The organism is Pseudarthrobacter sp. Pseusp20 (assembly GCF_059492155.1).
Map to the genome: position 1 here is coordinate 4,010,785 of NZ_CP168521.1, position 23,348 is coordinate 4,034,132.

21 protein-coding genes are annotated in these 23,348 nt (G+C 67.1%); 11 read left to right on the forward strand and 10 right to left on the reverse strand.

Going from position 1 to position 23,348, the window contains the following annotated elements; translation table 11 throughout:
• Position 1: 1 nt before the first annotated feature.
• The 4 genes from ACEN9K_RS18600 to ACEN9K_RS18615 all read right to left on the reverse strand — a co-directional run bounded on the left by ACEN9K_RS18600 (position 2) and on the right by ACEN9K_RS18615 (position 4,290).
• Positions 2 to 937: an FAD binding domain-containing protein gene (locus ACEN9K_RS18600; RefSeq protein WP_495634829.1), complete on the reverse strand. Its 936-nt coding sequence runs from the start codon at positions 935 to 937 to the stop codon at positions 2 to 4.
• Positions 928 to 2,145 carry an XdhC family protein gene (locus ACEN9K_RS18605; RefSeq protein ID WP_495634830.1) on the reverse strand — a complete coding sequence of 406 codons (1,218 nt, stop codon included), beginning with the start codon at positions 2,143 to 2,145 and terminating at the stop codon, positions 928 to 930. The genes ACEN9K_RS18600 and ACEN9K_RS18605 overlap by 10 nt, the downstream gene beginning before the upstream one ends.
• Before the next feature lie 99 nt (positions 2,146 to 2,244).
• The gene (locus tag ACEN9K_RS18610) at positions 2,245 to 3,786 is read right to left on the reverse strand and encodes an NCS2 family permease (RefSeq protein WP_495634831.1); all 1,542 of its coding nucleotides are present in this window, start codon (positions 3,784 to 3,786) and stop codon (positions 2,245 to 2,247) included.
• A 9-nt stretch (positions 3,787 to 3,795) separates the two neighbouring features.
• A complete protein-coding gene (locus ACEN9K_RS18615) occupies positions 3,796 to 4,290 on the reverse strand; it encodes a nucleoside deaminase (RefSeq protein ID WP_018769702.1) in 495 nt (164 codons plus the stop codon).
• A gap of 401 nt (positions 4,291 to 4,691) precedes the next feature.
• On the opposite strand from ACEN9K_RS18615, the gene ACEN9K_RS18620 reads away from it, so the two are divergent.
• Both ACEN9K_RS18620 and ligD read left to right on the forward strand, forming a co-directional pair.
• Complete coding sequence (locus ACEN9K_RS18620; RefSeq protein ID WP_018769701.1) at positions 4,692 to 6,062, forward strand: 8-oxoguanine deaminase; 1,371 nt, start codon at positions 4,692 to 4,694, stop codon at positions 6,060 to 6,062.
• 31 nt (positions 6,063 to 6,093) lie between these two features.
• Positions 6,094 to 7,338: a non-homologous end-joining DNA ligase gene (gene ligD, locus ACEN9K_RS18625; protein ID WP_018769700.1), complete on the forward strand. Its 1,245-nt coding sequence runs from the start codon at positions 6,094 to 6,096 to the stop codon at positions 7,336 to 7,338.
• Between the two features lie 30 nt (positions 7,339 to 7,368).
• Here ligD and ACEN9K_RS18630 read toward each other — a convergent pair whose 3' ends face one another.
• Complete coding sequence (locus tag ACEN9K_RS18630; protein WP_268001983.1) at positions 7,369 to 7,539, reverse strand: hypothetical protein; 171 nt, start codon at positions 7,537 to 7,539, stop codon at positions 7,369 to 7,371.
• Between the two features lie 371 nt (positions 7,540 to 7,910).
• Here ACEN9K_RS18630 and pucL point away from each other — a divergent pair, with 371 nt between their 5' ends.
• Positions 7,911 to 8,819: a factor-independent urate hydroxylase gene (gene pucL / locus ACEN9K_RS18635; RefSeq protein ID WP_018769698.1), complete on the forward strand. Its 909-nt coding sequence runs from the start codon at positions 7,911 to 7,913 to the stop codon at positions 8,817 to 8,819.
• A gap of 134 nt (positions 8,820 to 8,953) precedes the next feature.
• The gene (locus ACEN9K_RS18640; RefSeq protein ID WP_018769697.1) at positions 8,954 to 10,459 is read left to right on the forward strand and encodes a nucleobase:cation symporter-2 family protein; all 1,506 of its coding nucleotides are present in this window, start codon (positions 8,954 to 8,956) and stop codon (positions 10,457 to 10,459) included.
• 89 nt (positions 10,460 to 10,548) lie between these two features.
• Here the strand turns inward: ACEN9K_RS18640 and ACEN9K_RS18645 are convergent, their stop codons facing one another.
• Positions 10,549 to 11,304, reverse strand: coding sequence for an IclR family transcriptional regulator (locus tag ACEN9K_RS18645; protein WP_018769696.1), 756 nt, complete (start codon positions 11,302 to 11,304; stop codon positions 10,549 to 10,551).
• A gap of 221 nt (positions 11,305 to 11,525) precedes the next feature.
• Here ACEN9K_RS18645 and ACEN9K_RS18650 point away from each other — a divergent pair, with 221 nt between their 5' ends.
• Genes ACEN9K_RS18650 through ACEN9K_RS18665 form a run of 4 tightly spaced genes read left to right on the forward strand, consistent with a single transcriptional unit; the run spans position 11,526 to position 16,718 of the window.
• Positions 11,526 to 12,974 (forward strand): NAD-dependent malic enzyme, encoded by a 1,449-nt coding sequence (locus ACEN9K_RS18650; protein WP_056391405.1) that lies wholly within the window; start codon positions 11,526 to 11,528, stop codon positions 12,972 to 12,974.
• A gap of 34 nt (positions 12,975 to 13,008) precedes the next feature.
• Positions 13,009 to 14,607 (forward strand): malate synthase A, encoded by a 1,599-nt coding sequence (gene aceB / locus ACEN9K_RS18655; RefSeq protein WP_224084119.1) that lies wholly within the window; start codon positions 13,009 to 13,011, stop codon positions 14,605 to 14,607.
• 3 nt (positions 14,608 to 14,610) lie between these two features.
• The gene (locus ACEN9K_RS18660) at positions 14,611 to 15,888 is read left to right on the forward strand and encodes a DUF6986 family protein (protein WP_056391412.1); all 1,278 of its coding nucleotides are present in this window, start codon (positions 14,611 to 14,613) and stop codon (positions 15,886 to 15,888) included.
• A gap of 17 nt (positions 15,889 to 15,905) precedes the next feature.
• On the forward strand, positions 15,906 to 16,718 hold the full coding sequence (locus tag ACEN9K_RS18665; RefSeq protein WP_018770567.1) for a bifunctional allantoicase/(S)-ureidoglycine aminohydrolase: 813 nt from the start codon (positions 15,906 to 15,908) through the stop codon (positions 16,716 to 16,718).
• Between the two features lie 85 nt (positions 16,719 to 16,803).
• On the opposite strand, the gene ACEN9K_RS18670 is transcribed toward ACEN9K_RS18665, so the two are convergent.
• On the reverse strand, positions 16,804 to 17,985 hold the full coding sequence (locus tag ACEN9K_RS18670; RefSeq protein ID WP_495634832.1) for a zinc-dependent alcohol dehydrogenase: 1,182 nt from the start codon (positions 17,983 to 17,985) through the stop codon (positions 16,804 to 16,806).
• A 192-nt stretch (positions 17,986 to 18,177) separates the two neighbouring features.
• Between ACEN9K_RS18670 and ACEN9K_RS18675 the strand changes: the two genes are divergently transcribed.
• Positions 18,178 to 18,426 carry a hypothetical protein gene (locus ACEN9K_RS18675; RefSeq protein ID WP_134165448.1) on the forward strand — a complete coding sequence of 83 codons (249 nt, stop codon included), beginning with the start codon at positions 18,178 to 18,180 and terminating at the stop codon, positions 18,424 to 18,426.
• Positions 18,427 to 18,463: 37 nt separating this feature from the next.
• Here the strand turns inward: ACEN9K_RS18675 and ACEN9K_RS18680 are convergent, their stop codons facing one another.
• The 3 genes from ACEN9K_RS18680 to ACEN9K_RS18690 form a co-directional block, all read right to left on the reverse strand.
• Positions 18,464 to 19,177 (reverse strand): HAD family hydrolase, encoded by a 714-nt coding sequence (locus tag ACEN9K_RS18680; protein ID WP_495634833.1) that lies wholly within the window; start codon positions 19,175 to 19,177, stop codon positions 18,464 to 18,466.
• The gene (locus ACEN9K_RS18685) at positions 19,177 to 19,467 is read right to left on the reverse strand and encodes a hypothetical protein (protein WP_018770571.1); all 291 of its coding nucleotides are present in this window, start codon (positions 19,465 to 19,467) and stop codon (positions 19,177 to 19,179) included. The genes ACEN9K_RS18680 and ACEN9K_RS18685 overlap by 1 nt, the downstream gene beginning before the upstream one ends.
• Positions 19,468 to 19,581: 114 nt before the next feature.
• Positions 19,582 to 21,408: a glycoside hydrolase family 15 protein gene (locus tag ACEN9K_RS18690; RefSeq protein WP_261377376.1), complete on the reverse strand. Its 1,827-nt coding sequence runs from the start codon at positions 21,406 to 21,408 to the stop codon at positions 19,582 to 19,584.
• A 43-nt stretch (positions 21,409 to 21,451) separates the two neighbouring features.
• Here ACEN9K_RS18690 and ACEN9K_RS18695 point away from each other — a divergent pair, with 43 nt between their 5' ends.
• Complete coding sequence (locus ACEN9K_RS18695) at positions 21,452 to 22,183, forward strand: DUF72 domain-containing protein (protein WP_223992668.1); 732 nt, start codon at positions 21,452 to 21,454, stop codon at positions 22,181 to 22,183.
• A gap of 32 nt (positions 22,184 to 22,215) precedes the next feature.
• Positions 22,216 to 23,328, forward strand: coding sequence for an App1 family protein phosphatidate phosphatase (locus ACEN9K_RS18700; RefSeq protein ID WP_495634834.1), 1,113 nt, complete (start codon positions 22,216 to 22,218; stop codon positions 23,326 to 23,328).
• Positions 23,329 to 23,348 lie beyond the last annotated feature (20 nt).

The following is a 23,348-nucleotide window of genomic DNA, read 5'->3' on the forward strand; positions in this document are numbered from 1 at the left end:
CTCAGGCCCCTTTCGAAAGAGTTGTGGGCCCGGAGCCCGGCATCCCGCCGGTCCGGGGCGGCCAGAAGTCCCCGGACACAGCCAGTCCCGGCGTTCCCTGCGGCGCTGCCAGCTCGGCCCGGATTTCCTCGGCCAGCCGGTACGTCATGTCGCGGCGCCAGGCGGGCAGCCCGTGGATGTCGTCGTGGTAGAGCTCCGCCGGAATATGGTCATCAAGTCCGGCCGCCAGCCGGTCCGCGTCCGGCAGCGCGTCGAAGCGCAGCTGCACGGGCCGCTTGGTGGCGGCGGTGACGGTCAGCACCAGGGAGGTGCCGCCGTCGAGCCTTCCAATGAGCAGCACGCCGGACCGGCCCAGGTTGCTCAGGGACAGGCGGCGGAACGCCACGCGGGCGGAAAGGGCCGACGCCGGGAGGTGGACGCTGCGGAGCAGCTCACCGGGTGCCAGGGCGTTTTTCGCGTCGCCGGTGATGAAGTCCGCCACCGGAAGGGTGCGGCTGCCGCCATCCGGTGCGATGAGGGTGGCTGTGCCGTCCAGTCCGGCGCACAGCGAAATGACGGGGCCGGCGGGCAGCGAGGTGCAGAGGTTGCCGCCCACGGTGGACATGTTCCACACCTTGAAGGAAGCCACGAAGGAGTCACAGCATGCCCGGACCAGGTCCAGCGCCGGCCAGCCGCGGTCCGACACGTCCGGAAGCCCGGGAAGGCTGTACAGCCCGGCGATGGTGCAGGTGGCGGCAAGCTCGATCCCGTCGTCGGTGACGGTGATCGGCGGCCAGCCTGCGGCGCCGAGGTCCAGGAGCCGTTTGAGCGGCTGGGGCCCGAAGGCGTAGCTGCCGTAGGAGAAAAGGACCGTCCCGCCGGCAAGCCAGGCGTCGCCGTCGCGCCATTCCGCGGGGTCGGTGGTGCGGACCACCGCCTCAATGGTGTTCATGTCCATGCGATCTCCTGCTTGTCAGAGTCTGTAGGCGCCGGCGTGGGCGCGGGGTGGGGGTGGATGGTGCCGGAGGTTTCGCGCAGCGGCAGGCAGCTGGCGGCGCGGTTGCGGGCTGCGATGATTTCCGCGGTGATGGACACCGCCACTTCGGCGGGGGTGGCGGCACCAAGGTCCAGCCCGATGGGTGAGTGCAGCTGGGCGATCCGCTCCGGCGGGACACCCGCGCTGAGGAGTTCGCCCACCCGCTGGAGGTGGCTGCGGCGGGAGCCCATGGCGCCAACGTAGGCGAGGTCCAGGGCCAGCGCGGCTTCCAGCAACGGGATGTCGAACTTCGGATCGTGGGTCAGGACGGCGGCCACGGTGCGGTGGTCCGTCCTGCCTGCAGCGGCTTCCGCAGCCAGGTACCGGTGCGGCCAGTCGGCCACCACCTGGTCGGCGGCGGCAAAACGGGGCTGCCTGGCGAAGGCGGGCCGGGCATCTACCAGGGTCACGTGGTAGCCCAGCAGCTTCGCAGCCGGTACCAGTGCCGCGCCGAAGTCGTTGGCGCCGAACACCAGCATCCGCGGCGGGGCCAGCCGCGACTCCACGAGGACGGCGGACCCGTCCATAGGCTGCCCTGTCCGGTCTGGCAGACAGTCCCCTGCCCCGGGAATACTGACCAGGCCGGTGCCACCGAGGCGCAGGATGGCCTCCACCTGCAGTGCCGCCTCCCCCTGGAGGAAGGACAGCTCCGGGGATGCGGCCAGGCCGGCCGTGGCGGGATGGTGCAGTACGACGGCGGCGCCTCCCGGGCTGCCCAGCAGCCGTACCAGGGCCATGGGTTGGTCCGGGCCGGGTTTGGCGAGTTGCAGCAGGGCGGTGCGCAGCGGATGGGCGGGTTCGGCCGGAACCGCGGCGGGCACCGGCTGGATGTGGATGTCCAGCCGTCCCCCGCAGGTGAGCCCCGCGGCGAAGGCGTCGGCGGCACTGAACCCGTAGGACTCAAGGCGCGGGCCGCCGTCGTCCATTGCCTCCTGGGCGAGCACCACCACGGCGCCTTCCACGCAGCCGCCGGAGAGGCTGCCCAGCATCTCGCCGGATTCGGTGACCAGCATGGATGTTCCCACCGGCCGGGGCACGGAACCGGACGCCGCCACGATGGTGGCAACGGCGAACTGCCCGTCTGCAAGCCGGGGCAGCCACGGGCCCAGCGAAGGGATCAGGTCAAGCATGGCGGCACTCCTTCTTCCGCGCGGCGGTGGTGTCCATTGTCGGTCCTGGCAGGGGCCGGGCCAAGGGTTGGCCCGGCCCCCGGTGTGGCTGGGGCAAGCTCAGCCTCCGAGCAGGTGGTTGATCGGACCGCGGGCGAAGTACACCAGGAACCCGATGCTCACCACCCACATCAGCGGATGGATTTTCTTCGCCTTGCCTGACGCAGCCCCGATGACGGCCCAGCTCACGAAGCCAACACCGATGCCGTTGGCGATCGAGTAGGTCAGCGGCATGGTGACGATGGTCAGGAATGCCGGCAGGGCCACGGTGAACTTGGTGAACTTGATCTCCCGGATCTGCGCCATCATCATCGCCCCCACCACCACCAGGGCGGCGGCCGCGACCTCGAGCGGCACCACGCTGGTGAGCGGGGTGAGGAACATCGAGCCGAGGAACAGCACGCCGGTGACCACCGAGGCCAGGCCGGTCCGTGCCCCTTCGCCGATGCCGGCGGCGGAGTCGATGTACACGGTGTTGGAGGAACCGGAGGTTGCCCCGCCCGCCACGGCGCCGAAGCCTTCCACGATGAAGGCCGCTTTCAGCCGCGGGAACGTGCCGTCCTTGTGGGCGACGCCGGCGCTCCTGGCCAGGCCGGTCATGGTTCCCATGGCGTCGAAGAAGTTGGTGAACACCAGCGTGAACACCAGCATGGTGGCGGCCAGGCCGCCGATCCGGGCGAACGAGCCGAACAGGTCGAACTGCCCCACCAAACCGAGGTCCGGTGCCGAGACCAGCCGGCCGGACAGGACGGGGGTGTTCAGGTGCCAGCCGCCGGGGCTGGTGGCGCTGGCCGGGCCAAGCTTCAGGACGGCTTCCACGACGGCGGCCAGCACGGTGGTGCCGACGATGCCGATGAGCAGGCCGCCCTGGACCTTGCGCGCCACCAGGATCCCCATGGCAAGGAGGCCGATGACGAAGACGAGCGTGGGTACCGAGGTGATGGAGCCGCCGTCGCCCAGTTGGACCGGCGGACCGCCTGCCGTGGGCCGGACGAAGCCGGAGTCCACGAAGCCGATGAAGGCGATGAACAGGCCGATGCCCACGGTGATGGCGGCCTTCAGTTCCTTGGGCACTGCCCGGAAGATGGCGGTCCGGGCGCCGGTGACGCCGAAGAGGACGATCAGGATGCCGTTGATCACCACCAGGCCCATGGCCTCGGGCCAGGTGACTTCCTGGATCACCGAGACGGCCAGGAAGGAGTTGATGCCCAGGCCGGCGGCAAGTCCGAAGGGCAGGTTGGCGATGAGGCCAAAGAGGATGGTCATGACGCCGGCGGTGAGGCCGGTGACGGCACCCACCTGGGCTGCGGATAGCCAGCCCCCGGCGACGTCGGTGGGGGCGTTGTCCGCGCTGAACCCGCCGAGGATGAGGGGGTTCAGGATGACGATGTACGCCATGGTGAAGAAGGTGACCAGGCCCCCGCGGAATTCGCGGGCAAGGGTTGAGCCGCGCCGGGTGACCTGGAAGAAGCGGTCCAGGAAGGATTCCGGGGCCGGCGGCAGCGGGACGTGCGGTCCCTGTGCCGAAGTGCGCGGCGCCCGCCGGGAGGTGCTGGTGGTTGGAGCCGGATGCTCCTCGTGGGAATGGTCCAGGATGGTCATCCCAGCCGCCTAGTAGTCGATCCTGGATTCGAGCGTGTTCCAGGTGTTGAACGGCTCCAGTGGTGCCGGGGCCTGGGGATCGCCCAGCTCCAGTTTGGATACCGGCATCAGGGAGTCCCTGTCCTGGTTTTCGAAGTATTCGTAGAAGACGGCGTCGTCAAAGCCGACGGAGGCGGCGTCGTGGCGGTCCGCGGCGTAGACCACGCGGCCCACCCGGGCCCAAAGTGCGGACGCCAGGCACATGGGGCATGGCTCGCAGCTGGTGTACAGGACTGCGCCGCTGAGGTCGAAGGTGCCCAGTTCGCGGCAGGCGGTGCGGATGGCGGTGACTTCGGCGTGGGCGGTGGGATCGTTGTCCGCTGTGACACGGTTGACGCCGTCGAACGTTTGGCCGTCCGCCGTGACGATCATGGCGCCGAACGGGCCTCCGCTGTTAAGGACGTTGGCCGTTGCCAGCCGGATGGAGCGGGCCAGAAATTGTTCGGCCGTGACGGTGGTACTCATGATGCGACTTCCTTTTGCCGGGAAGCCTGATGCCGTGCAGTACCAGTAGAACCAGGTGCGAACGGTTACCAGGCTTCAGCATGTGCTGTGAAGGTTAAGTTGCGCCTGGTAGATAGCTTCCCCGAGGAGGGGCGCCCGCCTTTGGCAGAATCGAGATTAGCACCGCTTTGTGGGCTGCGCCATAGTTTTCTGGAAATTTAATTTCGCAATGTGAAATCCATGTTTCGACGCCTTCACGTCGGATGCCGCCACGCAGTCACAATCACTTCCATTGACGCAGGTGGAGGCGTTTTCCTAGTCTGATCCCACCCGTCCTGCCCGCAGGTGGCGGGCACCTGGATCAGCAGACAGGGCCTCACTGAGCTGGAACAACTGCCACTGCGCCCAGAACAGGACATCCCATGCCCCAGCCCCATCCAGCGCCCGCCTCCCGCCTGTGGATCCGGAGCCCCCTGGCCGCCTTCACCGCCAACACTCTTGACGCCTCGGGTGGCGTGGTGGTCAACGGCGGAGTGATTGAAGAAGTCCTGGCAGCGGGGCAGAAGCCGGCCGCGCCCTGCACCGAAACGTTCGACGCCGGCAGCCACGTCCTGCTGCCGGGCCTGGTCAACACGCACCACCACTTCTACCAAACCCTCACCCGGGCCTGGGGTCCGGTGGCCAACGCCCCGCTGTTCCCGTGGCTGCAGAACCTTTATCCGGTATGGGCCCGGCTGACGCCGAAAGACCTGGAACTGGCCACCACGGTGGCCCTTGCCGAACTGCTGCTCTCGGGCTGCACCACCGCTGCCGACCACCACTACCTTTTTCCCGCGGGCCTTGAGGACGCCATTGACATTGAAGTGGAGGCGGTGCGCCGGCTGGGCATGCGGGCCACCCTCACCCGCGGGTCCATGACGCTGGGAACGGACGACGGCGGCCTGCCGCCGCAGTCCACCGTGCAGGCCCCGGAAGTGGTGCTGGCGGACAGCGAGCGCCTGGTGGGCCGGTACCACGAGCGCGGCGATGACGCGGTGATCCAGATTGCGCTGGCGCCGTGCTCCCCGTTCTCGGTAACCAAGGAGATCATGGCCGAAAGCGCGGCCCTCGCCGGGCGGCTGGACGTCCGGCTGCACACCCACCTGGCAGAAACCCTCGACGAGGAGGACTTCTGCCGGGAGATGTTCGGGCTGCGGACGGTGGACTACCTGGACAGCGTCGGCTGGTTGACGGACCGCACCTGGCTGGGCCACGGCATCCATTTCAGCGACGCGGAGATCGCCCGGCTGGGTGCCGCGGGGACCGCGGTGGCGCATTGCCCCACCTCCAATATGCGTCTGGCGTCAGGCACCGCCCGGGTCCTGGAACTGGAAGACGCCGGAGTTCCGGTGGGGCTGGGCGTTGACGGTTCGGCATCCAATGACGCCTCCAACATGATCCTGGAAGCGCGGCAGGCCCTCTACCTCCAGCGGCTGCGGTACGGGGCCGACGTACCGGTGGAACGGGCCCTGGGCTGGGCCACCCGCGGATCCGCCGCGGTCCTGGGCAGAACCGGACTGGGCCAGCTGGCACCCGGGATGCAGGCGGACCTGGCACTCTTCCGGCTCGACGACCTGCGTTTCTCCGGCAGCCACGATCCCGTGGCCGCCCTCCTCCTGTGCGCCGCGGACCGGGCGGACCGGGTGATGGTCGGCGGGCAGTGGCGTGTGGTGGACGGCCAGGTTCCGGGATTGGACGTGGCGGGGCTCATCGCGGAGCACTCCGCCGCGGCACGACGCCTGATAAACGGCTGACAGGGATACTGGCCGCTGCTACCGTGGCGGCATGACTCCGTCAAAGACGCCGGCCGAAGTCCTGGATATCGAGGGTGTTGAGGTCCGGATCTCCAGCCCGGACAAGGTGGTATTCCCCCAGCCGGGGCTGACCAAGCTTGACCTCGTGCGCTATTACCTGGCTGTGGCGGACGGAGCGCTGCGGGGTGCGGGAGGGCGGCCGATGGTGCTCAAGCGGTTTCCCAAGGGGATCGACGCGGAGCCGTTCTTCCAGAAGCGCGTCCCGGAAAACCACCCGCCCTTTATTGACACCACCACGCTGCATTACGCGTCCGGGACCTCGGCGGAGGAGGCAGTGATCCGCGATGCGGCCGGCCTGGCCTGGGTGATCAACCTCGGCTGCCTTGACCTGAACCCGCACCCGGTCCGGGCAGAGGACCTGGAACACCCGGACGAACTCCGCGTGGACCTGGACCCCATGCCGGGAGTGGACTGGCCGCAGATCGTGGACGTGGCCTACGTGGCGCAGGAGGTCCTGGCGGACGTGGGCCTGGAGGGGTGGCCGAAGACCAGCGGTTCGCGGGGGCTGCACATCCTGGTGCGCATTGCCCCGGAGTGGTCCTACCGCGATGTCCGGCTCGCTGCGGAAACCCTGGCCCGGGAGGTGGAAAACCGCGCTCCCGGACTCGCCACGGCACGGTGGTGGAAGGAGGAGCGCGGCGAGAGCGTGTTCGTGGACTTCAACCAGAACGCCAAGGACCGCACCGTGGCCTCCGCCTATTCAGTCAGGCCGCTGCCCGATGCCCGGGTCTCGGCGCCGCTTACCTGGGAAGAGGTGCGCACCGCCAGGCCGGAACAGTTCACGGTGCCCACCGTCCTGGAGCGGTTCGCCGAGATCGGCGATCCGCATGCGGGTATTGACGGCGCGGTGGGCAGGCTCGATGGACTCCTGGCCCTTGCCGAAAAACTGGGTCCCGCAGAGAAGGCACCGCGCGGCGGCAACGGATCCGGACGCCGGCAGTCGGTGATGCCGCTCATCGAAGTGGCCCGGACCAGGACCAAGCCCGAGGCGCTCGCCGCGCTCGATGAATGGAGGTCCCGGCACGCCGGAGTCGTGGCGGCCCTTCAGCCCGCCGATGTCCTTGTGGACGGGATGCGTGGATCCAGCTCGCTCTGGTACCGGGTGCGGGTAAACCTGCAGCATGTACCCGAGGCGGACCGGCCGCCCCAGGAGGAGCTCGTCGCGGACTACGACCCCTGGGCGGGCAAGCAGTGGCCCGGAGGCCCCGGCTCCTGACGCCCGGCCAGGGGTCAGCGGCGGCCGGGGTCAGCGGCGCCCGAACACCGGAAGGGCGCGGAGCCAGCGTGAAATGCCTCCGGACCGCCGCTCGTGGTCGGCCGGAATGTAGAAGTCGGGATCACTGGCTCCGAAGGGCAGGTACAACTCCTGGCCCGGCGCCGGGAATTCCACAACCTGGTTCTGTTCCTGGGGGTTCATCTGCTCCTCCTGTTCCTATAGCGTTTCCGTATCTCGGAATTTATTTATTGCTATATGAAAAGTGTAGGTAGTGGAGCAGCTTGCCGTCAACGGTGCCGTCAATGGCGCTCCGGGGCCGGCTGGGCATACGGCAGTCATAAAATGATTTTTGGCCTTGTGATGTACACCACCGGTTTGCGGAGGTACGCTGTTAGGCAACTCGTGGCGCACGTCACGTAACCTGGGAGCAGCAGGCAGGGTCGTAATGAGCTGGCATCAACGGATGCCGGCTCTTTTTTGTTGGGTCGGCTCCATCGGAAACGCGCATGAAATGCGCGCTTAATTTCAGTGATGGAACCTAGGTTCCACTTACCGGAAGTTGGGAAAAGACCATGAGCAGCAAGATCATCCTCGGCGAAAACCAGTACGGCAAGGCAGAAGTGCGCGTCGTCAAGATCACCCGCGACACCAACCGCCACGAGATCGAGGACCTGAACGTCACCTCGCAGCTGCGGGGCGACTTTGCCGCGGCCCACCTTGAGGGCGACAACGCCCACGTGGTGGCCACGGACACCCAGAAAAACACCATCTACGCTTTCGCCCGTGAGGGCATCGGCTCGCCGGAAGCGTTCCTGCTGCGCCTCGGCGAGCACTTCACGTCCAGCTTCGACTGGGTCACCGGGGGCCGCTGGGAAGCCGAGTCCTACGCATGGAACCGGATCCAGGCCCACGGCAGCGAACACGACCACTCGTTCGTCCGCAACGGCCAGGAAGTCCGGACCGCCGTCCTGGTCCGTGACGGGGCCACCAGCCACCTGATTTCCGGGCTGAAGGACCTCACCGTCCTCAAGTCCACCCAGTCCGGCTTTGTCGGCTACCCCCGGGACCGCTACACCACGCTTCCCGAGACCACCGACCGCATCCTTGCAACGGACGTTTCGGCCCGCTGGCGCTTCAAGACCGGCACCGATTTCAGCGCGCTGGACTTCAACAAGAGCTACGACGACGTCAAGGGCCTCCTGCTCGAAGGCTTCACGGAAAAGTACTCCCATGCACTGCAGCAGACCCTGTTCGACATGGGCGCCAAGGTCCTGGAGGCGCACAGCGAAATCGACGAGATCAAGTTCTCCATGCCCAACAAGCACCACTTCCTGGTGGACCTTTCCCCATTCGGCCTGGACAACCCCAATGAGGTCTTCTACGCGGCCGACCGCCCGTACGGCCTGATCGAGGCCACCGTCCAGCGCGAGGACGCTGCGGCGGCCCCGGCCGCCTGGTCGGGTATCGCCGGCTTCTGCTAAAGCACGACAACAGGTTTCGACGGGCCCAACCACCATTGGCGGCTGGGCCCGTCGAGGCCACCCCACAGCTTCACCTGTTAGCCAGACAACGTTAGCCAGACGATGACGTCTGCCATGAACCAAGAAAGTCTGCCATGAACACCAAGAAGAAACTGGCCACTGCAGCCGCCGAAAAAGGCGCACGGCCCGCCCGCCCCGAGGACCAGCGCCTCCCGATCGGAAGCATGTTTGCCTACGGCTTCCAGCACGTCCTCACAATGTACGGCGGCATCATTGCCCCGCCCCTGATCATCGGCGCGGCCGCAGGCATGAACTCCCAGGACATTGGCCTGCTCATTGCGGCCTGCCTTTTCGTCGGCGGCCTGGCCACCATCCTGCAGACGGTCGGCGTCCCCTTCTTCGGTTCGCAGCTGCCGCTGGTCCAGGGCGTCTCCTTCGCAGGGGTCTCCACGATGGTGGCTATCGTCCACGGCGGCGGGGGCATCCAGGCCGTCTTCGGTTCGGTCATCGCGGCCTCCCTGATCGGCCTGCTGATCACCCCCCTGTTCTCGAAGATCATCCGGTTCTTCCCGCCGGTGGTCACCGGCACGGTGATCACCACCATCGGCCTGACGCTGATGCCGGTTGCCGCAAACTGGGCCATGGGCGGCAACAACAAGGCGCCCAACTACGGCAGCGTTGCGAACATCGGCCTGGCAGCAGCCACCATGGGCATCGTCCTGCTGTTGAGCAAGGTGGGCAGCGCCGCCATCTCCCGGCTGTCCATCCTGCTGGCGATGGTCCTGGGCACGCTGATTGCCGTCGCGTTCGGCATGGCCGACTTCTCCAAGGTGGGCCAGGGCGGGATCGTCGCCTTCCCCACCCCCTTCGCGTTCGGACCGCCCACGTTTGAACTCGCCGCCATCATCTCCATGCTGATCGTCATCCTGGTCACCCTCACCGAGACCTCCGCAGACATCATTGCCGTGGGCGAGATCGTTGGAACCAAGGTGGACTCCAAGCGGATCGGCAACGGCCTGCGGGCGGACATGCTGTCCAGCGCCGTCTCCCCGCTGTTCAACTCCTTCACCCAGAGCGCCTTCGCGCAGAACGTGGGACTGGTGGCCATCACCGGCGTCAAGAGCCGGTTCGTGGTCAGCGCCGGCGGCGTGATCCTGGTGGTCCTTGGCCTGCTGCCGGTCCTTGGCCGGGTGGTGGCCGCGGTGCCCACCCCCGTCCTGGGCGGTGCCGGCGTCGTGCTCTTCGGCACAGTTGCGGCCAGCGGCATCCGGACATTGTCCAAGGTGGACTACAAGAACAACATGAACCTGATCGTGGTGGCCGCCTCCATCGGCTTCGGCATGATCCCCATCGCCGCCCCGGCCTTCTACGACCAGTTCCCGTCCTGGTTCGGCACCATCTTCCACTCCGGCATCAGCTCGGCCGCCGTGATGGCCATCCTGCTGAACCTGCTGTTCAACCATCTCCGGGCCGGAAATTCGGACAACCAGTCCGTTTTCGTGGCCGGCACGGAGCGGCTGGTGCGCTCGGAGGACCTCCGGTGCCTGGCCGAAGGCGACCGCTTCGAGAACGGCAAGCTCATCGACTGCGACGGTAAGGAAGTCCCCATCCAGTCAGCCGGCAAGGCAACAGAGCACTGACCTTCCACGCAAACGACGACGGCGGCCCGCTCCGGAAAGGAGGGGCCGCCGTCGCGCGTGGTTGGCACCGCCCGCGCAGGGCAGGTGCGTCAGGTGCGGTTGAGCTCGCGGGAGATGGCCTCGGCCGCTTCGCGGAGGACCGGCACGGCCTTGTCGGCGAAGTCCTCGTCCACCCGGGACACGGGACCGGATACGGAAATCGCCGTGGGGGTGGGCGCGTTGGGTACTGCCATGGCGAAGCAGCGGACACCCAGTTCCTGCTCTTCCTCGTCAATGGAGTATCCCCGCTCGCGGATGAGCTTAAGGTCCGCCAGGAGTTCGTCCACGTCTCCGATGCTCTTGGCGGTAGGGGTGGGCATCCCGGCCCTGGCCACGATGCCGCGGACCGTGTCGTCGTCGAGCTGGGCCAGGATGGCCTTGCCCACGCCGGTGGCATGGGTATGGGCGCGCCGGCCCACTTCGGTGAACATGCGCATGGAATGCAGCGACGGCACCTGGGCCACGTAGATCACCATGTCCGAGTCCAGCACAGCCATGTTGGAGGTCTCCCCCAGCCGGTCCACCAGGATCTTCAGCTGCGGCTGGGCCAGGGCACCCAGCTGTTTGTTGGCACCCTCCCCCAGCCTGATGAGCCGGGGACCAAGGGCGTAGCGCCGGTTGGGCAGCTGCCGGATGTAGCCCAGCGACACCAGGGTCCTCAGCAGGCGGTGGATGGTGGGCAGCGGCAGGTCCGTGGAGGACGACAGCTCGCTGAGCGTGACGTCGCCGCCGGCATCGGTGATGAGTTCCAGCAGTTCGAAGACGCGCTCCACCGACTGCACCCCACCAGAGGCTTTTTCTGCCATTCCGTTGTCTCCTACGGCTCGGAATCCGACAACTCTTATCCGCATCGTGAAAAGAATTGCTTAGAACACCCAAGATACAGCACGCGGGTTTCCACGGCGACGTTGGCCTCCGGTCGCAATCGGAGGGGTTGTGTTTCCATAAAGTAGATAATAATATCCATAATACGAAAACATTCGGATCCGAGCAGCAGCCGGCCCAAGGCCCAACAGGAGGACATTCAATGGCGAACCCCAGCCCCGGAAATTCGATCACCCTGCGCGTGGAAGCACCGTCAAGCTTCAGCGCCACCAGCGAACTCGCCGCAGCCGTGGGAGCCGCAGGCGCAGCAATCACCGCCCTGGACGTCAGCGAATCCCACCACGAGACCCTGGTGGTGGACGTCACCTGCAACACCACCGACGACGCCCACGCCGCCCGCGTCAAGGACGCCCTGGACGCGCTCGACGGCGTCACGGTCCAGCACGTCTCGGACCGCACGTTCCTGATGCACCTGGGCGGCAAGCTCGAGGTCGTCCCGAAGGTAGCCCTGCGCAACCGGGACGACCTCTCCCGCGCCTACACGCCCGGAGTCGCCCGCGTTTGCCTGGCGATTGCCGAGGATCCCGCGGCAGCCCGCAACCTGACGGTCAAGCGCAACACCATCGCCGTCCTCACCGACGGTTCGGCCGTCCTGGGCCTGGGCAACATCGGCCCCGCCGCAGCCCTCCCCGTAATGGAGGGCAAGGCTGCCCTGTTCAAGCAGTTCGCCAACGTGGACGCGTGGCCGGTCTGCCTGGACACCCAGGACACCGAAGAAATCATCATGATCGCCAAGGCCATGGCCCCCGTCTACGGCGGCATCAACCTTGAGGACATCGCCGCCCCGCGCTGCTTCGAGATCGAGAACCGGCTCCGCGAGGAGCTGGACATCCCCGTGTTCCACGATGACCAGCACGGCACCGCCATCGTCACGCTCGCAGCCCTGGTCAACGCCCTGCGCGTAGTGGACAAGAAGCTGGAGGACGTCAAGATCGTGGTCTCCGGCGTCGGCGCCGCCGGCTCCGCCATCATCCAGCTCCTCAAAGCCCAGGGTGCGCGGCACATCATCGCCGCCGGCCGCTCCGGTGCCATCCACTCCGGCGAGACCTACGGGGATGAGCACCGCAGCTGGATCGCCGCGAACACCAACGGGGAAGGCTTTGCCGGTAGCCTGCACCAGGCCCTCGTGGGCGCGGACGTCTTCATCGGCGTCAGTGCACCGCACGTGATCGGCGAGGAGCAGGTGGCAGCCATGGCGGAGAACGCCATCGTGTTCGCCATGGCCAACCCCACGCCCGAGATCGATCCCGTCATCGCGTCCCGGCACGCCGCCGTGGTGGCCACCGGGCGCAGCGACTTCCCCAACCAGATCAACAACGTGCTGGCATTCCCCGGCTTCTTCCGCGGCCTGCTGGACGCCGGAGCCTCGGACATCACACCGGACATGCTGGTGGCCGCCGCGGAGGCCATTGCCAACCGCGTGGCTGACGATGAGCTGAATGCCAGCTACATTATCCCCAGCGTCTTCGATCCCCATGTGGCTGCCGACGTTGCCGCAGCGGTGGCCGCGGCCGCCCGGTCCGCACACGTTGCAACGGCTGAACCGGCCGATTCCGCCTTGGAACCAGCAGCAGCACTGGCTTCCGCCTGACCGCCCGACGTCCAGCCAAAGGAAAGGACCAGAAATGGCCATCACCGTCACAGATCCCCGGCCCATCGCACGCGCAGAGGAGATCCTCACGCCCAAGGCACTGGCCTTCGTGGAGGAACTTCACAACAGGTTCGCCGGCACCCGCAACGAGCTGCTGGCGGCCCGCGCCGTCAAGCGGCAGCGGGTGGCAGAAACCGGCAAGCTGGATTTCCTCCCGGAAACCAAGGACGTGCGCGACGGCGACTGGAAGGTTGCGCCCGCACCGGCAGCCCTGCAGGACCGCCGGGTTGAGATGACCGGGCCCGCCTCGCCGGCGAAGATGGCCATCAACGCCCTGAACTCCGGCGCCAAGGTGTGGCTGGCGGACCTCGAGGACGCCAGCACACCCACCTGGGCCAACGTCATCGACGCCATCCTGAACCTCCGGGACGCCGCCCAGGGCACCCTCAGCTACACCTCGGAGGAAGGCAAGGAGTACCGCCTCCGCACCGACGCGCCGCTCGCCGTGGTGGTGGCCCGCCCCCGCGGCTGGCACATGCAGGAGAAGCACCTGCTGGTCAACGGCGAGCCGGCCGTGGGTGCGCTGGTGGACTTCGGCCTGCACTTCTTCCACATCGCCAAGCAGCTGGTGCTCAACGGCCAGGGGCCGTACTACTACCTGCCCAAGATGGAGAGCCACCTTGAAGCCCGGCTGTGGAACGACGTGTTCGTCTTCGCGCAGGACTTCCTGGGACTGCACCAGGGCACCATCCGCGCCACCGTGCTGATCGAGACCATCCCGGCCGCCTTCGAGATGGACGAGATCCTGTACGAACTGCGGGACCACGCCTCCGGCCTGAACGCCGGCCGCTGGGACTACCTGTTCAGCATCATCAAGTACTTCCGGGACGCCGGCGAGGAATTCGTCCTCCCGGACCGCGCCTCCGTGGTGATGACCGCGCCGTTCATGCGTGCCTACACCGAGCTCCTGGTCAAGACCTGCCACAAGCGCGGCGCCTTCGCCATGGGCGGCATGGCCGCGGTGATCCCCAACCGGCGCCACCCGGAAGTCACCGAGGCTGCCTTCGAAAAGGTGCGGGCGGACAAGACCCGCGAGGCAAACGACGGCTTCGACGGCTCCTGGGTTGCCCACCCGGACCTGGTCCCCACCTGCCGCGAAGTCTTCGACTCGGTGCTGGGTGACAAGCCCAACCAGGTGGACAAGCAGCGCCCGGACGTCTCGGTCACGGCGGAGCAGCTGCTGGATGTTTCCTCCGCCGACGGCCAGGTCACCGAGGCCGGCCTGCGCCTGAACCTCTACGTGGCTGTCGCCTACACGGCCGTCTGGCTGTCCGGAAACGGTGCCGTGGCCATCCACAACCTGATGGAGGACGCCGCCACCGCGGAAATCTCCCGCTCACAGGTATGGCAGCAGATCCGCAACAAGTCCGTCCTGGCCGACACCGGCAACACCGTGACCAGGGAACTGGTGGAGCGGATCCTGGCCGAGGAGACGGAACGGCTCCGCACGGAGTTCGGCGATGAAGCGTTCCGCCGCTACTACCAGCCGGCCAGCGAACTGATCGCGGACATCTGCCTCTCCGACGAGTACACGGACTTCCTCACCACGCCGGCCTACGAACTGGTGGGCTGAGGCATGGCCGCAGCATCCAGGCCCTCGCTGTCCGCAGGGGACCTCGCGCACATCGACGGGCAGCTGGCCGCCACCGACCGGCTGCTGGAGCGCAACTACCCGGGCGACGACGGCTCCCGCCAGCCCGTGCATACGGTCTACGTGCCCGCGGACCGGTTCACGCCGTCGTTCGCTGCCGACTGGGGCGCCCAGGCGCTGGCTGTGGCCAACGCCCACGGCGGCCTGGAAGCACTGGGCCGGCTCCTGGGCCAGGAAGGCAGCCTCGCCGAAGCAGTCGCCGGGCGCGTGGAAGCGAAGCTCACCAGCGAACCTATCGAGGACCTGCGCCTCGATTTTGAGGACGGCTTCGGGGACCGGGGCGACGACGCGGAGGACGCCGCCGCGGTTGCCGCGGCGTCCGCGGTGGCCGCCGCCGTCTCGGCCGGGTCCGCTCCCCCGTTCATCGGCATCCGCTTCAAGTGCTTCGAGGCGGCCACCCGTGCGCGGGGGCTGCGCACCCTGGACTTGTTTGTCTCCGGCCTCGCCGCCGCCGGCGAACTGCCGGAGGGCCTGGTCCTGACCCTGCCCAAGGTCACCACCGTGGCCCAGGTCCAGGCAATGGACTACGCGGTGTCGCGGCTGGAGGAAGTCCACTCGCTGCCCGCCGGACGGCTCCGCTTCGAGGTCCAGGTGGAGACGCCACAGCTGATCCTCGGCCCCGACGGCACCTCCCCGGTGGCGCAGCTGCCGCATGCCGTGCCGGGCCGGATCAGCGGGCTGCACTACGGCACCTACGACTACTCGGCGTCGCTGCAGATCTCTGCCGAGTACCAGTCCATGGAGCACCCGGTGGCCGACTTCGCCAAGGAGGTCATGCAGCTGGCCGTCGCCGGCACCGGCATCAGGCTCTCCGACGGGTCCACCAACATCATCCCGGTGGGCGACAACGTGGAGAACGCCTGGCAGCTGCACGGGCGCCTGGTCCGCCGGTCGCTGGAACGCGGCTACTACCAGGGCTGGGACCTGCATCCGGCCCAGCTGCCCAGCCGGTTTGCCGCCACCTATGCGTTCTACCGCGAGGGCCTGCCGGCCGCCGCCGCCCGCCTGCGGAACTATGTGGAGCGGACCGAAGGCGGCGTCATGGACGAGCCCGCCACCGCACGGGCCCTGGCCGCCTTCGTGCTCCGCGGCGTCCAGTGCGGCGCAGTCGGTGCGGATGAAGTCCAGGCGCTTGCCGGCGTCGGGATTCCGCAGCTCACCGCGCTGGCGCACCCGCGGCTCGCCACCACGTCAAACTCCTAAGAAAAGGACCTTCGTTCATGGGCAAGTACTACTACCCGCAAGGCGGCCTGCCGCCGCAGACCCACCTCACCACCGAGCGCGCCATCGTCACCGAGGCTTACACGGTCATCCCCAAGGGCGTGCTGACGGACATCGTCACGTCCAACCTGCCCGGCTTCTCGAAGACCCGCTCCTGGATCATTGCCCGCCCCATCTCCGGTTTCGCCACCACGTTCTCGCAGCTGATCGTCGAAATCGCTCCCGGCGGCGGGGCGCCGAAGGCGGAGTTCGAGGAAGGCGTTGAGGGCGTCGTCTTCGTCACCAAGGGCACGGTCAACCTGACCCTCGACGGCGAGCTGCACCAGCTGGAGGAGGGCGGCTACGCCTACCTGGCCGCCGGCGCGCAGTGGGGGCTGGAGAACATCTCCGACGACATCGTGTCCTTCCACTGGATCCGCAAGGCCTACGAGCGCCTGGAAGGCTATGAGGCCAAGTCCTTCGTCACCAACGAAAAGGACGTGGCGCCCACGTCCATGCCGGACACCAACGACGTCTGGAAGACCACCCGCTTCACGGACTCCAGCGACCTCGCCCATGACATGCAGGTCAACATCGTGACCTTCCAGCCGGGCGGCGTGATCCCGTTCCCGGAAACCCATGTCATGGAGCACGGCCTGTACGTCCTGGAGGGCAAGGCCATGTACCTGCTGAACAACGACTGGGTGGAGGTGGAGGCCGGCGACTTCATGTGGCTGCGTGCCTTCTGCCCGCAGGCCTGCTACGCCGGCGGCCCGGGTGAGTTCCGCTACCTGCTCTACAAGGACATGAACCGCCAGGTGAAGCTCACCTAGGAGTTTTCCGGCCTGTCCGGACAGGAGCAGGGGCGGTTACGGTTTTCCGTAACCGCCCCTGCTTGTGTGTACAGACACCCGGGCATCAGGCGCCGGGGTTGAGGACCACCTTGATGCAGCCGTCTTCCTTCTTCTGGAACTTTTCGTACAGGGCGGGCGCACCCTCCAGGCCGGAGCGGTGGGTGACCAGGTCCATGACGCCCAGCGGATCGGCGTCGTCCTCCACCAGCGGGATGAGCTGGTCCGTCCAGTTACGGACATTGCACTGGCCCATGCGCAGCTGGAGCTGCTTGTCGAACATGGTCATCAGTGGCATGGGGCTGGCTTCGCCGCCGTAGACGCCGCTCAGCGACAGGGTGCCGCCGCGGCGGACAGCGTCGATTGCGGTATGCAGCACGGCCAGCTTGTCCACGCCGGCAGTCTCCATCGCTTTCTGTGCGAGCTTGTCCGGCAGGAGGCCAAGGGCCTGGTGGGCGAAGCCGGCCACCGGGGAACCGTGCGCCTCCATACCGACGGCGTCCACGATGCCGTTCGGGCCCCTGCCGTCTGTTATCTCCCGCAGTTCGTCGGCAACGCCTTTGCTGTAGTCAAGGGTTTCCACGCCGTGGCGGGCGGCCATTTCACGCCGCTCCGGGACCGGGTCCACACCAATGACCCGGTAACCGCGGTGGATCCCGATCCGGGTGGCGAACTGGCCTACGGGCCCCAGCCCGAAAACCGTCAAGGTGCCACCGGGCTGGACATTGGCGTACTCCACGCCCTGCCACGCCGTGGGCAGGATATCGGAAAGGAACAGGTAGCGTTCATCCGGTAGCTCGCTGCCCACCTTGATGGGACCATAATCCGCGTGCGGGACGCGAAGGAATTCCGCCTGCCCGCCGGGTACGGATCCATACAGCTCGGAGAAACCGAACAGTGCCGCGCCGGAACCCTTCTCCTTCACCTGTGTGGTTTCGCACTGCGACTGCAGGCCCTGGCTGCACATGAAGCAGGAACCGCAGGAGATGTTGAAGGGAATCACCACGCGGTCGCCCTTGCGGAGGTTGGTGACGCCGCTTCCCATTTCTTCCACGATGCCCATCGGCTCGTGGCCGATGACGTCGCCCTTGTGCATGTATGGCCCCAGGACTTCGTAGAGGTGCAGGTCCGAGCCGCAGATGGCTGTGGAGGTGATCCGGACGATCGCATCCGTCGGTTCCTGGATGACGGGATCGGGTACTTCTTCAACGCTTACCGACCGTTTTCCTTGCCACGTCAGTGCTTTCACAGTCTCCCTTTCACTCTGTCCTGCCGCCGGGCTCTCTCCGGGGGCGTGCGAAGGGCGCCTGCAGGCACCCTTTCTTCGACGCTATCTGTTTTAGGGGAAAAAAGTAAGCATGCTGATGAAAACCTTGTGACCGCCGTCGACTGCTCCTAGCGTAGGAAGGGCAGGCAAAAGACAACGGGAAAGAGGAATGCCATGTCGCTGTACCAGCCGGAACCAGTCGAGATCTCCACCCGCATGCGTCCGGGTGAATGGACGGAAGAAAGCCTGGCTGAGCTGGTCAGCACCTACCGCGCGCGGATCGCGGAAATGGGCGCGCCCGCAGCAGAGGTGGCCACTGACATCGAGCGGAATGACGACGGCTCGGTGAAGGTGGTGGTGTCGTGGACGAAGCCCGCCATCGCCGGCAACGAGGATTCGGTGCCCGGCGGCCAGCCGTTATGACCGCCGCCAGGCGTGGGTGCCGTCAAGCGGGGTGCTGTCAGGCGTTCGGCTGGAGCGCGAGCAGCCGGCCAATGGCACTTGAGCCCAGGTTTTCCAGCAGGTCGCGCGGTCCCTGGTAGACCTCCACCGCGCCGGCGTCACGCAGCTGGCCGGCGTGGATTCCACCGCAGGTCACGCCGATGGAAGGGATCCCCAGCGCCGCCGCCGCCTTCATGTCCCATACCGCGTCCCCGACGTAGACAACGTTTGCGGCATCGAGGCCGGTGGCCGCCAGGGCCGCCTCCAGGATGTCCGGCGCAGGCTTGCTTTCCTCCGCATCATTCGCGCTGGTGGCGGCATCGATGAAGGGGTCGGCGTCGAGGACGGACCGCATCACCTGGAGGTCGCGGTCCCTCGCCGAGGATGCCAGGGCCACGGCCAGCCCGCCTGCATGGCACCGGCCTAACAGTTCCTTGGCCCCGTCGAGGGCGCGGAGGGAGGGCCAGTGCGAGGCATACAGCGCGCCGTGGCTGGCCATGATGTCCTCATCCTCGCCGCGGTCGCGGCCGGACGGCAGGAGATTGTCCACCAGCCGGGCGCCGCCCATGCCAACGAGTTGGTGAATGGAGGCCATGGGCACGTCGTGGCCGTACTGGCGGAACGCCCCCCACCAGGCGACGGTGTGGATGTAGGACGAGTCGATCAGCGTCCCGTCAACGTCAAAGAGGACCCCCCGGCGCGGGCCGCCGGGGGGTGGAGTGGAACCCGGCATCAGCTCACCGCTGCCCGTCGTGCCTCCGGCGCTTTCTTCCGCCGGGCCGCCTCCTCCTTGGGGGAGTTGACGGGCCGCACGCGGTCGCGGATGACCGATCCGGCCCCGTCCAGGCTCTTGTCCCGGATCAGGCCGGTGCCGGCAATTTCCCGGGCCATCGCGACGCCCGCCACAGCAGCCCTCTTGGTGGGAAAGGTTACCGAGATGGCCATCAGGTTCCCGCTTCCGTCCATCATCCTGATCCGGTACCCGCCGTCGGGGGCATCAACGAGCTCAAAATATCCGGCCATAACTATCACTCCTCCATCAATCACGGCGCTGTGCTTGGGAGCACTCCATGAGGTATTAGTAAGTATACTTATCTATCCTGCGAAGGAGAAGTTCCAGCCCCGGTCCGCGCCGCCTCAGCGCGAATCCACCCCTTCAGGCGGAATGGGGCTGTCACTGCGCCGAACCGTATCCTGATGCAGCTCCAGGGCGCTAGTCACAAGGGCAAAATGGCTGAACGCCTGCGGCGTGTTGCCCAGCTGACGCTTGGCTTTCACCGCCCATTCCTCGCTTAGCAGCCCGACGTCGTTGCGCAGTTCCAGCAGCCGCTCAAAGAGTTCGCGGGATTCCTCATGGCGGCCCGCCCCCAGAAGCGCCTCCACCAGCCAGAACGAGCACGCCAGGAAGACGCCCTCGTCGCCCGGCAGGCCGTCGTCGCTCTGCTCCGGCCGGTACCGCAGCACAAACCCGTCCTGGGTCAGCTCCCGCTGGATTGCTTCGATGGTTCCCACCACCTTGGGATCATCGGGCGGCAGGAACCCCACCCTGGGAATCAACAGCAGGCTGGCGTCCAGCTCCGGACGGCCGTAGGACTGGACAAACGTATTGCGCTCCGCGTCGAAGCCGTTGGCCATGATGTCCTTGCGGATCTGGTCCCGCAGCAGCTCCCAGCGCTCCACGGGGCCCGGCAGGCCGGACTCGCGCACACCCTTCACCATCCGGTCCGCAGCCACCCACGCCATGACCTTGGAGTGGGTGAAGTGCCGGCGCGGCCCTCGCATCTCCCAGAGCCCGTTGTCCGGCTGGTCCCAGATGGTTTCAAGGTGCTCCATCAGCGCAATCTGCACGTCCCAGGCCTCGTCCGTATGCGTCAGCAGCGAGTTCCGGGTCAGCGCCAGGCAGTCAAGGACCTCACCCCATACATCCAGCTGGAACTGCTCAGCCGCCGCATTCCCGATCCGCACCGGTACCGAGTTCTCGTAGCCCTTCAGCCACGGCAACTCCATTTCCGGCAGCCGCCGCTCGCCATGGATCCCGTACATGATCTGCAGGTCGGCGGGGTCGCCGGCCACGGCCCGGAGCAGCCAGTCCCGCCAGGCCGCGGCCTCCGCGGTGTAGCCGGCCGCCAGCAGCGCCTGCAGCGTCATGGCGGCGTCCCGGAGCCAGCAGTAGCGGTAGTCCCAGTTACGCTGGCCGCCCGGCTGCTCCGGCAGCGACGTTGTGACGGCCGCGACGATCCCGCCGGTTGGGCCATACGTCAGCGCCTTGAGCGTTATCAGGGAACGGACCACGGCCTCCCGGTACTTGCCCTTGACGGTGCATTGCGAGGACCAGCCCCGCCAGAATGCAAAGGTGCTGTCAAGGACTACTTCCGCGTCCACGGATACCGGGCGTCCCACATGGCTGGGCGCCCAGGTCAGCACGAAAGGTACCTTTTCGCCTGCATTCACGGTGAAGTCGCTGACGGTGTGCATGTTCTCGCCATGCAGGGGTGCCGGAGTGACCAGGTAGACGGCATCCGGACCGGCGATCGCGTGCAGCCCGCGCTTGTCCTTGCGCACCCACGGAATGATGTGCCCGTAGTCGAACCTCAGGACCAGTTCGCCGTGCATCCTGACGCTGCCACTGATGCCTTCCACAATCCGGACTATGTCAGCGACGGAATCACGCGGCGGCATGAAATCGGTGATGCGCACGGTTCCGTCCGGCGTCTCCCACTCCGTATCCAGGATGAGGGTGCCCTCGCGGTAGCTCCGGCGGGTGCATTCACCCCCTCTTTCCGGAGCCAGCAGCCAGCGCCCCGAGTCCGGCGTGTCCAACAGTGAATTGAAGCAGGCAGGGGAATCGAACCTCGGGAGGCAGAGCCAGTCGATCGAGCCTTCCCTGCTGACCAGGGCCCCGGTTTGAAGGTCGCCAACAACCGCATAATCTTCGATTCGCGCCATGACATTACCCTGCCACACCCGGGCCCGAACGGAAGTGGAAGCCCGGTGTAGCCTGAGGCAAATGGGAATCCACATCGGCACCTCCGGCTGGAGCTACGACCACTGGGAGAACGTCCTGTACCCGCCCGGGCTGCCCGTGCGGGACCGGCTCCAGTGCTACGTCGCCGAATTCAGCACGGTGGAACTGAACGCCAGCTTCTACCGCTGGCCCAGGGATACCACCTTCGCCGGATGGAACAGACGCCTGCCGCCCGGGTTCGCCATGTCCGTCAAAGCTCCCAGGGGACTCACGCACGCGCGGAAACTGTATTCACCGGAAGTCTGGGTGGAGCGGATTGCCCGCTGCTGGCACGAACTGGGGGACAAACGTGCCGTGCTCCTGGTCCAGCTGCCGCCCCAATTGGAGCGCGACGACGCCAGGATGGACTACTTCCTCGCTGCGGTTCCGCCGTGGATCAGGGTTGCCGTGGAGTTCAGGCACCCCAGCTGGGACTGCCCTGAGGTGTTTGCCCTGCTGGAGCGGCACCAGGCCGCCTACTGCATCATGAGCGGCGCCAACCTGCCCTGCATCCTGCGGACCACCGCCCCCTTCGCATATGTCCGGCTGCACGGACCCGACCACCAGCACCTCTACGGCGGCTCCTACTCGGACGCCGACCTCCACTGGTGGGCCGACCGGATCCGTGAGTGGGACGGCGCGGGCATCGATGTCTACGCGTACTTCAACAACGACGGCGGCGGGAACGCCGTGTGGAATGCCCGGACCCTGCGCGCGATCCTCGGCAACGGCTGATGCCCGCTGCCGCCCTGTGGCAGAGTGGTGGCATGGACTCGGCCCCGCAGAACCCCGACCAGGACACGGCACGCCCACCCCGGCGGAACACGAAGGGCCGCACCGCCCTGTCCGGAAGCCAGTTCTTCCGGCTGGCACACCGGTTGTCGGACGCGGTCAACGACGTCCGGATCCAGCTCGCCATGCGGTGGAAGTTCGTGCCGCAGACCATCGCGTACCAGGGTTATGGCTCCACCGCCCGGGTGCGCGTCCTGGGCAGGGTACTGCTGACACAGAAGCCGCCGCCCGGAAGCAAGGCCGAGCACGCGGCCAGGAACGGCAACCAGAACATCCGCGGCTGGCGGGCGTTCACGGGGGTGCCGTTGCAGTTTTCCGACGTCGAAATCACCATCGGTGATGTGGTCACCCACGTCACGGCGGACCGGGGCGGGCTGATCGACACCGAGGTGGACGTGCAGCTGTCCCCCGGCTGGCACACTGCCGTGCTGCGGGCCGAGGGAACCGAGCCGGCGGAGGCACTGATCCAGGTGATCGCTCCGGGCGTGCAGTTCGGCATCGTCTCGGACATCGACGACACCGTCATGGTGACCGCCCTGCCCCGGCCCTTCCTGGCCCTGTGGAACACCTTCGTGCTCAGCGAACGGGCGCGCATGGCCACTCCGGGGATGGCCGTGCTGCTGGACCGGCTGACCATCGAGCACCCTGAAGCCCCGGTCATTTACCTGTCCACCGGCCCCTGGAACGCGGCCCCCACCCTGGCACGGTTCCTGACCCGCAACATGTACCCCAAGGGCGCGCTGCTGCTCACGGACTGGGGACTCACCCAGGACCGCTGGTTCCGCAGCGGCCAGGACCACAAGCACCGCAACCTGGAGCGGCTGGCCCAGGAATTCCCGGACATGCGGTGGCTCCTGATCGGCGACAACGGACAGCATGACGAGGCCATCTACTCCGCCTTTGCCGCCGAAAACCCGGACAAGGTTGCAGCAATCGCCATCCGGCAACTGTCCGTCAGCGAATCCGTGTTCGCCGGCGGCCACTCCGAGGACGGCGACCACACCACCTCCCGCGTGCCGTGGATCTACTCGCCCGACGGCGCCGGCATCGCCAAGCAGCTGGCCATGCTGGACCTGCTCCGGGGCTGAACGGCTCCCGGCTGCGCAGC